The 14138-nt window shown below is 72.8% G+C and carries 13 protein-coding genes; 10 read left to right on the top strand and 3 right to left on the bottom strand.

The window, feature by feature from the left end; translation table 11 throughout:
• Window positions 1-6: 6 nt before the first annotated feature.
• The 10 genes from RWE79_RS09380 (at window position 7) to RWE79_RS09335 (ending at window position 12404) form a co-directional block, all read left to right on the top strand.
• The gene (locus RWE79_RS09380; RefSeq protein ID WP_475939560.1) at window positions 7-1653 is read left to right on the top strand and encodes a CTP synthase; all 1647 of its coding nucleotides are present in this window, start codon (window positions 7-9) and stop codon (window positions 1651-1653) included.
• Between the two features lie 69 nt (window positions 1654-1722).
• Entirely contained in the window at window positions 1723-2352 is a 630-nt protein-coding gene (locus RWE79_RS09375; protein ID WP_475939559.1) for an NUDIX domain-containing protein, read from the top strand.
• Between the two features lie 184 nt (window positions 2353-2536).
• Complete coding sequence (locus RWE79_RS09370; protein ID WP_475939558.1) at window positions 2537-4495, top strand: hypothetical protein; 1959 nt, start codon at window positions 2537-2539, stop codon at window positions 4493-4495.
• Between the two features lie 1071 nt (window positions 4496-5566).
• Complete coding sequence (gene ald / locus RWE79_RS09365) at window positions 5567-6691, top strand: alanine dehydrogenase (protein ID WP_475939557.1); 1125 nt, start codon at window positions 5567-5569, stop codon at window positions 6689-6691.
• A gap of 455 nt (window positions 6692-7146) precedes the next feature.
• Window positions 7147-8106 (top strand): ParA family protein, encoded by a 960-nt coding sequence (locus RWE79_RS09360; protein WP_475945708.1) that lies wholly within the window; start codon window positions 7147-7149, stop codon window positions 8104-8106.
• Complete coding sequence (locus RWE79_RS09355; RefSeq protein ID WP_475939556.1) at window positions 8091-8690, top strand: hypothetical protein; 600 nt, start codon at window positions 8091-8093, stop codon at window positions 8688-8690. Before RWE79_RS09360 ends, RWE79_RS09355 begins: the two co-directional genes overlap by 16 nt.
• 79 nt (window positions 8691-8769) lie before the next feature.
• On the top strand, window positions 8770-9822 hold the full coding sequence (locus tag RWE79_RS09350) for a segregation and condensation protein A (RefSeq protein ID WP_475939555.1): 1053 nt from the start codon (window positions 8770-8772) through the stop codon (window positions 9820-9822).
• Window positions 9815-10474, top strand: coding sequence for an SMC-Scp complex subunit ScpB (gene scpB / locus RWE79_RS09345; RefSeq protein ID WP_475939554.1), 660 nt, complete (start codon window positions 9815-9817; stop codon window positions 10472-10474). Before RWE79_RS09350 ends, scpB begins: the two co-directional genes overlap by 8 nt.
• Window positions 10474-11547 carry a pseudouridine synthase gene (locus RWE79_RS09340; protein ID WP_475939553.1) on the top strand — a complete coding sequence of 358 codons (1074 nt, stop codon included), beginning with the start codon at window positions 10474-10476 and terminating at the stop codon, window positions 11545-11547. Before scpB ends, RWE79_RS09340 begins: the two co-directional genes overlap by 1 nt.
• Window positions 11548-11627: 80 nt before the next feature.
• Complete coding sequence (locus RWE79_RS09335) at window positions 11628-12404, top strand: nucleotidyltransferase domain-containing protein (protein ID WP_475939552.1); 777 nt, start codon at window positions 11628-11630, stop codon at window positions 12402-12404.
• A gap of 1 nt (window position 12405) precedes the next feature.
• Here the strand turns inward: RWE79_RS09335 and RWE79_RS09330 are convergent, their stop codons facing one another.
• The 3 genes from RWE79_RS09330 to RWE79_RS09320 are packed head-to-tail and all read right to left on the bottom strand — an operon-like array spanning window position 12406 to window position 14120.
• A complete protein-coding gene (locus RWE79_RS09330) occupies window positions 12406-13077 on the bottom strand; it encodes a nucleotidyltransferase domain-containing protein (protein WP_475939551.1) in 672 nt (223 codons plus the stop codon).
• Between the two features lie 18 nt (window positions 13078-13095).
• Complete coding sequence (locus tag RWE79_RS09325) at window positions 13096-13524, bottom strand: Rieske (2Fe-2S) protein (RefSeq protein ID WP_475939550.1); 429 nt, start codon at window positions 13522-13524, stop codon at window positions 13096-13098.
• Entirely contained in the window at window positions 13521-14120 is a 600-nt protein-coding gene (locus RWE79_RS09320; RefSeq protein WP_475939549.1) for a DUF6529 family protein, read from the bottom strand. The genes RWE79_RS09325 and RWE79_RS09320 overlap by 4 nt, the downstream gene beginning before the upstream one ends.
• Window positions 14121-14138 lie beyond the last annotated feature (18 nt).

The following is a 14138-nucleotide window of genomic DNA, read 5'->3' as shown; positions in this document are numbered from 1 at the left end:
TTGGCCATGCCGCCGAAATCCACGACGACCAAGCACATCTTCGTCACCGGGGGTGTCGCCTCCTCGCTCGGCAAGGGACTGACCGCTTCCAGCCTGGGGGCCCTGCTCAAGGCCCGTGGCCTGCGGGTCACCATGCAGAAGCTCGACCCGTATCTCAATGTCGATCCCGGCACGATGAACCCCTTCCAGCACGGTGAGGTCTTCGTCACGGACGACGGTGCCGAGACGGACCTCGACATCGGACACTACGAGCGCTTCCTAGACGTTGACTTGGACGGCTCCGCGAACGTCACCACCGGGCAGGTCTACTCGACCGTCATCGCCAAGGAGCGCCGCGGCGAGTACCTGGGCGACACCGTGCAGGTCATCCCGCACATCACCAACGAGATCAAGTCCCGGATCCGCCGCATGGCGGCCGGTGACGTGGACGTGGTGATCACCGAGGTCGGCGGCACGGTCGGCGACATCGAGTCGCTGCCCTTCCTGGAGTCGGTGCGCCAGGTCCGGCACGAGGTCGGCCGCGACAACGTCTTTGTGGTGCACATCTCCCTGCTGCCCTACATCGGCCCGTCCGGCGAGCTGAAGACCAAGCCGACCCAGCACTCGGTCGCCGCGCTGCGCAACATCGGTATCCAGCCCGACGCGATCGTGCTGCGCGCCGACCGCGATGTCCCGGCGTCCATCAAGCGCAAGATCTCGCTGATGTGCGACGTGGACGAGGACGCGGTCGTCGCCTGCAAGGACGCAGCGTCGATCTACGACATCCCCAAGGTGCTGCACACCGAGGGCCTGGACGCGTACGTCGTCCGCCGGCTGAACCTGTCGTTCCGTGATGTGGACTGGACCCAGTGGGACGACCTGCTCGCCCGGGTGCACCAGCCCGACCACGAGGTCACGGTGGCGCTGGTCGGCAAGTACATCGACCTGCCGGACGCCTATCTGTCGGTGACCGAGGCGCTGCGCGCCGGCGGGTTCGCCAACAAGGCCCGGGTCAAGATCAAGTGGGTCACCTCCGACGACTGCCGGACGGCGGCCGGCGCGGCGCGCGAACTCGCCGGCGTGGACGCGATCTGCGTCCCCGGCGGCTTCGGTGACCGCGGGGTCGAGGGCAAGGTCTCGGCGATCACCTACGCCCGGGAGAACCGGGTCCCGCTGCTGGGCCTGTGCCTGGGTCTGCAGTGCGTGGTCATCGAGGCCGCGCGCTCGCTGGCCGGCATCGCCGACGCGAACTCCACCGAGTTCGACCCGGCGACCGCCCACCCGGTCATCTCGACCATGGCCGAGCAGCTCGACATCGTCGCCGGCCAGGGCGACCTGGGCGGCACGATGCGGCTCGGCACGTACCCGGCGAAGCTGGCCGAGGGCTCCATCGTGCGCGAGGTCTACGGCGACCAGCCGTACGTCGAGGAGCGGCACCGGCACCGCTACGAGGTCAACAACGCGTACCGCGGTGAGCTGGAGCAGAAGGCGGGGATCGTCTTCTCCGGCACCTCGCCCGACAACAAGCTCGTGGAGTACGTCGAGTACCCGCGCGAGGTGCATCCGTACCTCGTCGCCACCCAGGCGCACCCCGAGCTGAAGTCCCGTCCGACCCGTCCGCACCCGCTCTTCGCGGGCCTGGTCGCGGCCGCGGTCCGGCAGCAGCAGGCATGATCGGTACGGTGCCGGTGCGGGCCCCTCGGGGGATCCGCACCGGCACCGCTCGCACATGGAGGGCAACACGTGATCCACGACATCCCCGAGGAGTGGCAGGTCACCGGGACCGCCACCCCGTTCACCGGCAACAAGACCAGCGTCCGTACGGATGATGTGGTCATGCCGGACGGATCGGTCGTCCGCCGCGACTACCAGGTCCACCCCGGATCGGTGGCCGTGCTCGCCCTCGACGAGGCCGGGCGGGTGCTGGTGCTCCGCCAGTACCGGCACCCGGTGCGGATGAAGCTCTGGGAGATCCCGGCCGGGCTGCTCGACGTACCCGGCGAGAACCCGCTGAGCGCGGCGCAGCGTGAGCTCTACGAGGAGGTCCACGTCAAGGCCGAGGACTGGCGGGTCCTCGCCGACGTCTACACGACACCGGGCGGCTGCGACGAGGCCGTGCGGATCTTCCTGGCCCGGGGCGTCTCCGATGCCGAGGGCGAGCGCTTCGAGGTGTCGGAGGAGGAGGCCGACATGGAGTTCGCGCGGGTCCCGCTCGCGGAACTGGTGCGCGGTGTCCTCGCGGGGGAGCTGCACAACAACTGCCTGGTGGTGGGCGTCCTGGCCCTGCAGGCCGCGCTCGCGGCCGGTGACGGCGGCCTGGAGTCGCTGCGGCCGGCCGACGCCCCGTGGCCCGCGCGCCCCTTCACGGCGTAGTCCCACCTGATCGCCGGTCCTGATCACCCGGTCCTGATCACCCGGCCCGCTGATCCGACGGAGTGATATTCAGCTTGATCCGGCGCGTCGGTGGCCGGAAGGCAGCGGTCGCGGTGAATTAGGCTCAGCCCGTTCCCGTACGCAGGGGCGGCGGGGTCGTGCGCGGCAGGACGGGAGTGGGCCCGTGGCGGATCAGGTGCTGGACGCCGAAGAGCTGCGGGAGGCTGTGCCGGGCACGGCGGAGGCCGTACTGCCGCCGGATCCGCCGTACTTCGTGGGGCGCCGCAGGGAGCTGGACGCGCTGCGGGCCGACATCGACCGGCCCGGCCTGGACGTACTGCGGGGGCAGGCCGCCGGCGGCAGCCGGGTGCTGCTGGTGGCCGGACGGCCGGGCTCGGGGCGCACCGCGCTGGCGGTACGGCTGGCCCGCGAGGTCGCCGCGCGGTATCCGGGCGGCCAGTACTTCGTACGGCTGCCCGCCGACGGCGGCACCGGGCAGGCCGCCCGGTCGCTGCTGCGGGCGGTCGGCGCCGGCGAGGACGCAGACGTACGGGCCGTCTTCGCGGGACGGCGGGTGGTCCTGGTCCTGGACGACGTCACCCGGCCGCAGCAACTGCTCGACCTGCTCCCCGAAGGCCCCGGGAACCTGGTGGTCGCCACCTCCGACGGCCCGCTGCCCGGCGTACCGGACGTGCGGCCGTGCACCCTGGGCGGCCTGGACGGACCGGCGGGGCTCGACCTGCTGGCACAGGCGGTCGGGCCGGTCCGGATCACCAACGACCCGCGCGGCGCGGAGGTGCTGGCGCAGGAGTGCGGAGGCCACCCCGCCGCACTGCGCCTGGTCGCGGCCTGGCTGGCCACCCAGCCCCGGATGTCGGTGACCGACGCCACCCGGCTGCTCAGGGAGGCCGAGGCCCCCGACCCGCTCCGGCGGGCCTTCCTGCTGGTGTACGGGGCGCTGGCGCAGCCGGCCGCGAGGCTGCTGCGGCTGATGACGCTGGCCCCGGCCGGGCTGGCCGACCCCCAGACCGCGTCGGCGCTGGCCGGCTGCTCACCGGGCGCGGCGCGGGCCACCCTGGACGACCTGGCCGCCTGCGGACTGCTCGAAGCAGGTCCCACGCACTACCGGGTACCGGGCTGCCTGGCCCCCGCGCTGCGCGAGCTGCTGGAGGCCCTGGACCGGCCCGGCGAGGTGCGGCTCGCCCGGGCCCGGATGCTGGAGCGGACCGTACGGCTGCTGCTGGCCTGCCGGGCCGCGCTCACCACGGAGCCCGAGGACGTGCCGCCCGCCCTGCGCTTCCCCTCCCCGGCCGCCGCGAGCGACTGGCTGCGGCCCCGGCTGCCGGTGCTGCTGGCCGCGGTGCGCGGGGCCGTGGCGGACGGCGAGCTGGACACCCTGGCCCGCCGGCTGGTGGCCGCCCTCGTCCGGGCCCTGGCCGCCGACCCCGGGGCCGGTGACACCACCGCCGAGCGCTACCAGCTGCACACCCTGGTCCTGGACGTGGCCGAGCGGCGCGGCCTGCACCGCGAGAAGGCCGCCGCCCTGATCAACCTCGGCGACCTGGACGCGGAGGGCGCCCGCCCGCTGGACTCCCTGGACCGCTACCGGGCCGCGCTGGTGGCCGCCCGTGAGGGCTTCGACGGGGACGCCGAGGGCCGGGCGCTGGAGGCGATCGCCGGCACGTATCTGGAGCTGGACGACCCGCAGCGGGCCTCGGACTGGTTCGGCCGGGCCCTGGCCCTGCGGCAGACCCGGGGCGAGCTCGCCCACCAGGCACGGCTGCACAGCCGGCTCGGCGCGCTGGCGACCTACGCCGGGCGGTACGGAACCGCGCTGCGCGAGTGGCGGGCGGCCGCCGCCGCGCACCGCCGGCTGAAGGATCTGCCGGCCCAGGCCCGGTCGCTGAGCGAGGTGGCCCGGGTCCAGGAGTACGCCGGACACCCGGAGGAGGCCCTGCGCAGCTGCCGCGACGCCCTGTACTGGGCCCGCGAGGCGGGCGAGAAGCGGCTGGAGGGCGCGGTGCTGCTGCGCATGGCGGACACCCTGGAACGGCTCGGCGACCCGGCCGGAGCCCGGTTGCAGCGGGCCGCCGCCCGACGGCTGCTCCCCGACGGCGACGTCCCCGAGGACCAGCAGCCCTGACCCCCGGCCCTGCGGCCCGTGCGTGCCCTTGCGCCTGCGGCCCGGGCGGGTTTCCGGGCCTGCGGCCGGGCGGGCTCTTGGGCCTGCGGCCCGGGCGGGCTTCTGGGTCTGTGGCCCGGGTGGGCCCTTGGGCCTGCGGCCCGGGTGCGCTCTTGGGCCTGCGGCCCGGGCGGGCTTCTGGGTCTGCGGCCCGGGCGGGCTTCTGGGTCTGTGGCCCGGGTGGGCCCTTGGGCCTGCGGCCCGGGTGCGCTCTTGGGCCTGCGGCCGGGTGGGCTTCTGGGCCTGCGGCCCGAGCGGGCCCTTGGGCCTGCGGCCGGGCGTGCTCCTGGGTCTGGGCCCGGGCGGGCCCTTGCGCCTGCGGCCGGGCGGGCTGTTGGGCCTGCGGCCCGGGTGGGCTTCTGGGTCTGGGCCCGGGCGTGCTTCTGGGCCTGCGGCCCGAGCGGGCTCTTGGGCCTGCGGCCGGGGTGGGCTTCTGGGTCTGGGCCCGGGTGGGCCCTTGCGCCTGCGGCCGGGCGGGCTGTTGGGCCTGCGGCCCGGGTGGGCTTCTGGGTCTGGGCCCGGGCGTGCTTCTGGGTCTGTGGTCCGGGTGGGCCCTTGGGCCTGCGGCCCCAGTGTGCTTCTGGCCGGTGGCCGGCGGCCCTGGCGTGTGCGGGGCCGGCGCCGGTCCCGGTGTTCCCGGTGTGCCCTGCCTGGGCCCGGCGGCCTCAGCGTGCCCCCCGGCCGGTCCCGGGTCCGGCCTGCGCGCGGCGCTGGTCCCGTTCCTGGGCCTGCGGCCCCGGTGTGCCCGTGCCCCGCCCGATCCAGCTGCGCCTGCCCCGGCGCGGCGTGCCGCGCCCCGTTCGGCCCCGTCCGGTCTGTGCCGTCGGCCCGGGTCTGACCTTGACTGATGGCGTCTACCTACGAAAATGCCAATGTCTTCGCGAAAACTGGTCACTTTGTAAGGCTGGACAGTGAGTCTTCCTTCACTACACTTGGTCGTACCGTGGAACATCGCGGTCAGGTCCGGCGTACCCTGCTTTGGCGTGATATTTCCGGAGACCTGCCTGAAAACCCTCCGTTTACGCAAGGACCGTGATCGACGTGAAGGTCGGCATCCCCCGCGAGGTCAAGAACAACGAGTTCCGCGTGGCCATCACGCCCGCCGGTGTGCATGAGCTCGTCCGGGCCGGGCACGAGGTCTTCGTGGAGCAGGGGGCCGGTCTCGGCTCCTCCATCCCGGACGCCGAGTACACCGGTGCGGGCGCGGCCATCCTCGGTACCGCCGACGAGGTCTGGGCCACCGCCGACCTGCTGCTGAAGGTCAAGGAGCCCGTCGCGGAGGAGTACCACCGCCTCCGCAAGGACCAGACGCTCTTCACGTACCTGCACCTCGCCGCCTCCCGCGAGTGCACCGACGCGCTGCTGGAGTCCGGCACCACCGCCATCGCCTACGAGACCGTCGAGCTTCCCGGCCGGGGCCTGCCGCTGCTGGCCCCGATGTCCGAGGTGGCCGGCCGGCTGGCCCCGCAGGTCGGCGCCTACCACCTGATGCGCTCGGCCGGCGGCCGTGGCGTACTCCCCGGCGGCGTTCCGGGTGTGGCCCCGGCCAGGGCCGTGGTCATCGGTGGCGGAGTCTCCGGCTGGAACGCCGCGCAGATCGCCATCGGCATGGGCTTCCATGTCACGCTGCTGGACCGCGACATCAACAAGCTGCGCGAGGCCGACAAGATCTTCGGCACCCGGGTCACCACCATCGTCTCCAACAGCTTCGAGCTGGAGAAGGCCGTCGTCGAGGCCGACCTGGTGATCGGCGCGGTGCTGATCCCCGGCGCCAAGGCTCCCAAGCTGGTCACCAACGAGCTGGTCTCGCGCATGAAGCCGGGATCGGTACTTGTCGACATCGCGATCGACCAGGGCGGCTGCTTCGAGGACTCCCGCCCCACCACGCACGCCGAGCCGACCTTCGAGGTGCACAACTCGGTGTTCTACTGCGTCGCCAACATGCCCGGCGCGGTCCCCAACACCTCGACGTACGCGCTGACCAACGCCACGCTCCCGTACATCGTCGAACTGGCCAACCTCGGCTGGCGCGACGCGCTGCGCCGTGACGCCGCGCTCGCCAGGGGCCTCAACACCCATGAGGGACAGGTCGTTTACGGTCCCGTGGCCGAGGCGCACGGCCTGGAGGCGGTCGACATCACGTCGTTGCTCGCCTGAGTGAGTGTCGACTTCGTCAACATGTCGCCAATCTGATACCTACGGCCGGGTCGTGACGCTCACGACCCGGCCGTAGGTGTAGAACGTTACTGTTCTGCCGATTCGTACCCCTCCGAAACGTCGGCGTCGGGCTCGTTACGCCCTTGACAGAGGGGTGTTCGATTGCCGACACATCGCGCCGTGTCCGGCGGATTGTGTTGCTGTGGACCACCGACACGCCATAGAGTCGCGAACCGTCGGCATGCTGCAACGCTGACCTGTCTAGAAGTTGCCTGGTCACCAAGGAGGTAAGACGACTTGTGAACGAGTCGACATTTGCTCCCGGGGGTGGTCAACCAGGAATGACCGTATCTGCCAACGGCCCGAGCCGGCTTGAGGCAGTGGGCTCCGTCGCCGTGCGAACCTTCGAAGCCCGCCGCCCCGGCACCAACCCGGAGACGCAAGCACCGCAAGCCATGGCGCCATACGAGGACGATCTGCAGGACGGTCAGTTCTACGACCCCGACGCGGAATACGAACCCGATCCCGAGTACGCGGCCACGCTCGCGCCCGACGCGGCCCGTCAGCGACGCGAGCGCGTCGGCCCCACCGGCCGCCCGCTGCCGTACTTCCCGATCCCCGGACCGCTGACCGAGCACGGACCGGCGAAGATCGTCGCGATGTGCAACCAGAAGGGCGGGGTCGGCAAGACCACCTCGACCATCAACCTCGGTGCCGCGCTGGCCGAATACGGCCGTCGCGTGCTGCTGGTGGACTTCGACCCGCAGGGCGCGCTGTCCGTCGGGCTCGGGGTCAACCCGATGGAACTGGACATCACGGTCTACAACCTGCTCATGGAGCGGGGCCTGGCCGCCGACGAGGTGCTGCTCAAGACGGCCGTGCCGGGGATGGACCTGCTCCCCAGCAATATCGACTTGTCGGCCGCCGAGGTCCAACTCGTCAGCGAGGTCGCCCGCGAGTCCACGCTGCAGCGCGCCCTCAAGCCGCTGATGTCGGACTACGACTACATCGTGATCGACTGTCAGCCCTCGCTCGGCCTGCTCACCGTCAACGCGCTGACCGCGGCCCACACCGTGATCGTGCCGCTGGAGTGCGAGTTCTTCGCGCTGCGCGGTGTCGCGCTGCTGACGGAGACCATCGAGAAGGTGCGCGAGCGGCTCAACCCGGAGCTCGAACTCGACGGCATCCTGGCCACGATGTACGACTCCCGTACGGTGCACAGCCGCGAGGTCCTCGCGCGGGTCGTCGAGGCCTTCGACGACAACGTGTTCCACACCGTCATCGGACGTACGGTCCGCTTCCCGGAGACCACCGTCGCCGGTGAGCCGATCACCACGTACGCCTCCAACTCGGTCGGCGCAGCCGCCTATCGCCAGCTCGCCAGGGAGGTGCTCGCCCGGTGTCACGCCGAGTGAGTCTCCCGGGGGCCGACGAGCTCTTCCGGACCACCGGGGGCAGGGCCCTCCAGTCCTCGGCGCCACGGCAGGAGGCCAACGGGGAGCAGTCGGCCCCGGGCCTGCGCGCGGTGCCCGCACCGGCGTCCGGTGCGGGCACCGGGGCCGGTGAGGAGGACGCCGAGCACGGCGGCCGCGGGGCCGAGCCGGACGGCGACGCCGCCACGGCCCGTACGGTCACCGCGCCGGCCCCCGGCCCCGAGCAGCCGTCCCAGGCGGTCGTGGCCCCGCAGCGCCGCCCGCAGCCCGGCCCGGCCCCCGCGTCCGCCGCGGCCCAGTCCGCGGCCCAGCAGCAGCCCCGCCGCAAGTCCTCTCGCGCCAACCGCCGCCCCAGCGGCCGTGAGCGCCATGACGAGAAGATCACGGTGTACGTCTCCGCCGAGGAGCTCATGGACCTCGAACACGCCCGCCTGGTGCTGCGCGGCGAGCACGGGCTGGCGGTCGACCGCGGCCGCATCGTCCGTGAGGCCGTCGCGGTGGTCCTGGCCGACCTGGAGTCGCGCGGCGACGCCAGCATCCTCGTACGGCGGCTGCGCGGCCGCTGAGCGCTTCGGGCGCGGTACGGTGCGGAGGGGTCGTCCCCCCGCCCCCGGCCCCGCCCACCGCAGCCAGCACAGGACCGCGATGCCCGCTCCCGACGTCCCCGCCGGTCCGCCCCGCCGCCGCCTCGGCCGGGGCGGCGGCGCGCCCCTGGCCGGGGACCGGGATCCCGAGCCACCGCCACCGCCCGAGCCCCCGCCACCGCCACCGCCCGAGCCCGAGCAAGCCGTCGCCGAGCCGGAACCCGCCGCTCCGACCCCCGCCGAGCCCGCCGCTCCCGCCGAGCCCGCTGCTCCCGCCGCTCCCGCCGAGGCCCGGTTCACCGTGCGGCTGGCGAACTTCGAGGGGCCGTTCGACCTGCTCCTCCAGCTGATCTCGAAGCACAAGCTGGATGTGACCGAGGTCGCGCTGTCCAAGGTGACGGACGAGTTCATGACGTACATCCGCGCCATGGGCCCGGACTGGGACCTGGACCAGACCACCGAGTTCCTGGTGGTCGCCGCCACCCTGCTCGACCTGAAGGCGGCCCGGCTGCTGCCCGCCGCCGAGGTCGAGGACGAGGAGGACCTGGCGCTGCTGGAGGCCCGGGACCTGCTCTTCGCGCGCCTGCTGCAGTACCGGGCGTACAAGCGGATCGCGGCGATCTTCGCGGAGCGCCTGGAGGCCGAGGCGCTGTACCACCCCCGTACGGTCGGTCTGGAGCCCCAGCACGCCGAGCTGCTGCCGGAGGTCGTGCTCAGCGTCGGCCCGGAGCGCTTCGCGCGGCTCGCGGTGAAGGCGATGCAGCCCAGGCCGAAGCCGCAGGTCTACGTCGAGCACATCCACGCGCCGCTGGTGAGCGTCCGCGAGCAGGCGGAGCACGTCATCGCGCTGCTGCGCGAGCGCGGCGAGGCCAGCTTCCAGGAACTGACGGCCGACGCGGCGGACACCCTGACCGTCGTGGCGCGCTTCCTGGCCCTGCTGGAGCTCTACCGGGAGAAGGCGGTCGCCCTGGACCAGGAGGAGGCTCTCGGTACGCTCCTGGTGCGCTGGACGGCCGGGGCGGACGCCACGACGCGACCGCTGGTGACCGACGAGTTCGACCAGCCCGCGAAGCCCGCGGAGTCCGTGAGGAAGGACGGCAAGGACGATGACTGACCAAGCGCCCGAGCCCGTGCCCGAGCCCGCCGGGTCGCTCTCCGCCGACGTCGGCGGGCTGGATCTCAGGCCGGCCCTGGAGGCCGTGCTGATGGTCGTCGACGAGCCCGCCACCGAGGAGAGCCTGGCCAAGGTCCTGGAGCGGCCCCGCCGCGAGATCGCCCGCGCCCTGCGCGAACTCGCCGACGAGTACGCGCGCGACCGGCGCGGCTTCGACCTGCGGCTCGTCGCGGGCGGCTGGCGGTTCTACACCCGGCCCGGGTACGCGCCGGCCGTCGAGAAGTTCGTCCTGGACGGCCAGCAGGCCCGGCTGACCCAGGCCGCCCTGGAGACCCTGGCCGTCGTCGCGTACCGGCAGCCGGTGAGCCGTTCGCGGGTCTCGGCGGTGCGCGGGGTCAACTGCGACGGCGTGATGCGCACCCTCCTGCAACGGGGTCTGGTGGAGGAAGGTGGGACGGAACCCGAGACAGGTGCGATCCTGTACAGGACGACGAACTACTTCCTGGAGCGGATGGGCCTGCGCGGCCTGGACGAACTGCCCGAGCTCGCGCCCTTCCTCCCGGAGGCGGACGCCGTCGAGGCGGACTCCCTCGAAGGGGTTCCGTCATTCGACCCGGATGCACCGGACACGACCTCGATTACGGATTCTTGATGCGAAGCAGTGACAGGAACAGCGGCGGCAACCGGAAACCCCGCAGCGCGGGCGGCACCGGCGGCACCGGCGACGCGGCCAGGCGCGGAGCCCCCAAGGAAGGGGAGAAGCGCAAGGCCAAGCCCAGGCCCGAGGAGCGCCGCTACGACGTCGGCGACACCGGCCAGTCCGGCGCGAACCGGCCCGGCGGCGTCGCCCCCTCCAAGCCGAGCAACAAGCCCACCGGCAACCGCGGCCGCAAGCCCCTTCCGGCCCGTCCGCGCGAGCTGGACGCGCAGATCGAGGAGCGCAACCGGGCCCGCCACGACAAGCCGAAGGTCAACCTGCCCAAGACCTTCCCCGGCGCCGAGCAGGAGGGCGAGCGGCTGCAGAAGGTGCTGGCCAGGGCCGGCATGGGCTCCCGGCGTGCCTGCGAGGAGCTGATCGAGCAGCGGCGGGTCGAGGTCAACGGCAGGGTCGTCACCGAACAGGGTGTCCGGGTCGACACGAACAAGGACGAGGTCAAGGTCGACGGCCTGACCGTCGCCACCCAGTCGTACCTGTTCTTCGCGCTGAACAAGCCGGCCGGTGTCGTGTCCACCATGGAGGACCCCGACGGCCGCCAGTGCCTGGGCGACTACGTCACCAACCGTGAGAGCCGGCTCTTCCACGTCGGCCGTCTCGACACCGAGACCGAGGGCATCATCCTGCTCACCAACCACGGCGAGCTGTCCCACCGCCTCACCCACCCCCGCTACGGCGTCAAGAAGGTCTACCTCGCGGCGATCCAGGGCCCGCTGCCCCGGGACCTGGGCAAGCGGCTCAAGGACGGCATCGAGCTGGAGGACGGGCTCGCCCGCGCCGACCACTTCCGCGTCGTGGAGAACGTCGGCAAGAACTACCTCGTCGAGGTGACCCTCCACGAGGGCCGCAAGCACATCGTGCGCCGCATGCTCGCCGAGGCCGGTTTCCCCGTGGAGCGCCTGGTGCGCACCAGCTTCGGGCCGATCCCGCTCGGCGACCAGAAGTCCGGCTGGCTGCGCAGGCTCACCAACACCGAGGTCGGGATGCTCATGCGCGAGGTCGAGCTGTAGCAGGTCCGTACCGGAGCCCGTGCGATCTTTAACGAGAATCACATGGTCCGGCAGGCACCGATCCGAGGAGGATGGCGTCCATGACCATCCACTCCGAACGCCTCCGTGAGGCCGGGCTCCCCGATCTGAGCCCGGTCCTCGCCGAGCAGGGCCACCCGCTGCTGTTCGCCACCGTCTCGGGCGCGCATCTCTACGGGTTCCCCTCGCGCGACTCGGACGTGGACGTGCGCGGCGTCCACCTCCTGCCGCTGGCCGACATCATCGGCCTGCGGGAGGGCGAGGAGACCCAGACCCGGATGTGGGACCGCGACGGCCTCGAACTCGACCTCGTCACCCACGACCTGCTGAAGTTCGCCCGCCTCATGCTGCGGCGCAACGGCTACGTCCTGGAGCAGCTGCTCTCGCCCCTGGTGGTGCACACCGGCGCCGTCCACGCCCAGCTCGTCGACCTCGCGCCCGGCGTCATCACCCGCCACCACGCCCACCACTACCGCGGCTTCGCCCGCACCCAGTGGGAGCTGTACGAGAAGACCCGCGAGATCAAGCCGCTCCTCTACACCTTCCGCGTGCTGCTCACCGGCATCCACCTCATGGGCACCGGCACCGTCGAGGCCCATCTGCCCACCCTGCTGGGGACCGGGATCCCGGCGCCCCCGTACGTCCGCGAGCTGATCCGGGACAAGGTCCTCGCCGAGCACGGCCTCGCCGAGGACCTCGACCCCAAGCAGGTCCGTGCCGACGTCGAGGGCCTGCACGCCGCCCTCGACCACGCCCAGGAGACCTCCCGGCTGCCCGACGAGGCCACGGCCTACGGCGCGCTGCACGACCTCGTCGTACGGACCCGGGTCGCGGCGTAGCTCAGCCCTGGCCGCAGGACGCGCGCCGGACGCGGATCAGGAAGTCCTCGACGCGGGCCCGGTCCGGCTCGGCCGGCAGCGGCGTGCGCAGCGCGGCGGCGTCCGTCTCGGCGGTGAGCCGCAGCGCCCAGGACCGCACCTCGGGCCAGGGGACCTCGCCGCGCCGGACGGCCAGGAGCCGGTCGCGGTGCTCGCCGGCGTCGATGTGGAGCTCGCCGGTGCGCAGCAGGTCGCGGGCGCTGGTCAGCAGCCGCAGCAGGTGCATGGCCGGCTTCCAGCGGGGCGGGCCGGTACGGAACTTCCTCAACTGGGCGGTGGCGTAACGGCCGAAGGAGTCGTGGACCCGGCGGGACAGGAACGCCCCGCGCAGGTCGAGGAGTTCGCGGCCGGTGGGGCCGGCGTGCCGGACCAGGGGGGAGTGCAGGCACTCCAGGACGTTGGGGTTGGCGCGCAGGGCGAGTTCGCAGAAGCGTTCCAGCTCCCAGCTGAACTGCTCCTCGGCGGGGCCCTCCACATGGGCGGGGGGCTTGGCCAGCCGCCAGAACAGCGGGGTGGGCGCGACATACACCCCGCGCAGGTCGGTGTCGCTGGCGTCGGTGGCGAGGCCGAAGGCGCGCGAGCCCATGACGCAGGCGTAGACGGTGTGGTGGCGGACCAGGTCGTGGGCGTGCATGAGGGCGGATCGTACGCGTCAGCCGAGCAGGATCTCACCGGCTTTTACGCTGATCTGCCGGGCCGGCAGCGGGGAGGGGGCCGGTCCGGCGGCCACGGAGGCGTCGGCGACCCGGAATCTGCTGCCGTGGCAGGGGCAGTTGATGGTGCCGCCGGAGACATCCTTGACCGTGCAGCCCTGGTGGGTGCAGACGGCGGAGAAGGCCTTGAAGTCGCCCGCGGTGGGCTGGGTGACCACGATCTTCCGGTCGGCCAGGACGGTGCCGCCGCCCACCGGCACCTTTGAGGCCCGCACCAGCGGTTCGCCGCCGCCGCCCGAAGGGAGCGCGGAGGGCTGCGCCGGGGCGCCGGCGCCCTCGTCGCCGTACCGGGCGCAGCCGGCCAGCCCGGCCGGTCCCGTCAGGCCGGTGAGTCCTGTCAGCCCGGCCAGCAGCGCGCGGCGCCTCATGTGCTGACCCCGTGGGTACGGAAGAACCACAGCGCGGAGGTCAGCCACAGCAGCGTGAGCCCGGTCAGGACCAGACCGCCGACCACCGGCAGCAGCCAGCCGGGCAGCCGCTCCGAGCGGAGCAGCAGCATCTTCGCGCTGAAGGCACCGAAGAAGAAGCAGCCGAGCAGGGAGTGCCACATCACGCGGGGGCTGTACGTCTGGTAGCCCAGCGCGTACAGGCAGTGCACGGCGACCGGGACGGCCAGCAGAAAGGCGGCCCGCCCCGACCAGCGGTGGAGCGGGCCGGTCCAGGACGCGTCGCGCAGGGCGGGAATCCTCCCGTACATGGCGAGCGCCGAGGCGAGCTGGACCAGCGCGAAGGCGAAGGCGGCCGAGGCCAGCCAGGACTTGACGGCACCCGTGCTGGAGAAACCGGCCAGGTTGAAGGCGGTGCCCGCCGGGTCGTGGAGCCTGCCGTACGCGCCCAGGGCGACGGCGACCGCGGCGGCGGCCAGCGCCGGCGCGAGGTAGACGGCGGCGCCGCGCGGGCCGCTCTCCCGGTCGCCGGGCGGAGGGGAGAAGGAGGCCGTGCGGGCGTTCGGGTCGGCGCTCATGGGGCGGCTCCGGGCTCG

Source organism: Streptomyces sp. RLA131 (assembly GCF_056270125.1).
The sequence above is the reverse complement of the archived record's forward strand: the minus strand, read 5'-3'. Positions and strand labels throughout refer to the sequence as shown.

What these genes read in the sequence shown, in the direction of transcription:
- RWE79_RS09340 (WP_475939553.1), top strand. Translation starts at nt 10,474, where the DNA reads ATGCGAAGCAGTGACAGGAACAGCGGCGGCAACCGGAAACCCCGCAGC.
- RWE79_RS09350 (WP_475939555.1), top strand. Translation starts at nt 8,770, where the DNA reads ATGCCCGCTCCCGACGTCCCCGCCGGTCCGCCCCGCCGCCGCCTCGGC.
- RWE79_RS09360 (WP_475945708.1), top strand. Translation starts at nt 7,147, where the DNA reads ATGGCGCCATACGAGGACGATCTGCAGGACGGTCAGTTCTACGACCCC.
- RWE79_RS09335 (WP_475939552.1), top strand. Translation starts at nt 11,628, where the DNA reads ATGACCATCCACTCCGAACGCCTCCGTGAGGCCGGGCTCCCCGATCTG.
- RWE79_RS09325 (WP_475939550.1), bottom strand. Translation starts at nt 13,524, where the DNA reads ATGAGGCGCCGCGCGCTGCTGGCCGGGCTGACAGGACTCACCGGCCTG.
- RWE79_RS09330 (WP_475939551.1), bottom strand. Translation starts at nt 13,077, where the DNA reads ATGCACGCCCACGACCTGGTCCGCCACCACACCGTCTACGCCTGCGTC.
- scpB (WP_475939554.1), top strand. Translation starts at nt 9,815, where the DNA reads ATGACTGACCAAGCGCCCGAGCCCGTGCCCGAGCCCGCCGGGTCGCTC.
- RWE79_RS09380 (WP_475939560.1), top strand. Translation starts at nt 7, where the DNA reads ATGCCGCCGAAATCCACGACGACCAAGCACATCTTCGTCACCGGGGGT.
- RWE79_RS09320 (WP_475939549.1), bottom strand. Translation starts at nt 14,120, where the DNA reads ATGAGCGCCGACCCGAACGCCCGCACGGCCTCCTTCTCCCCTCCGCCC.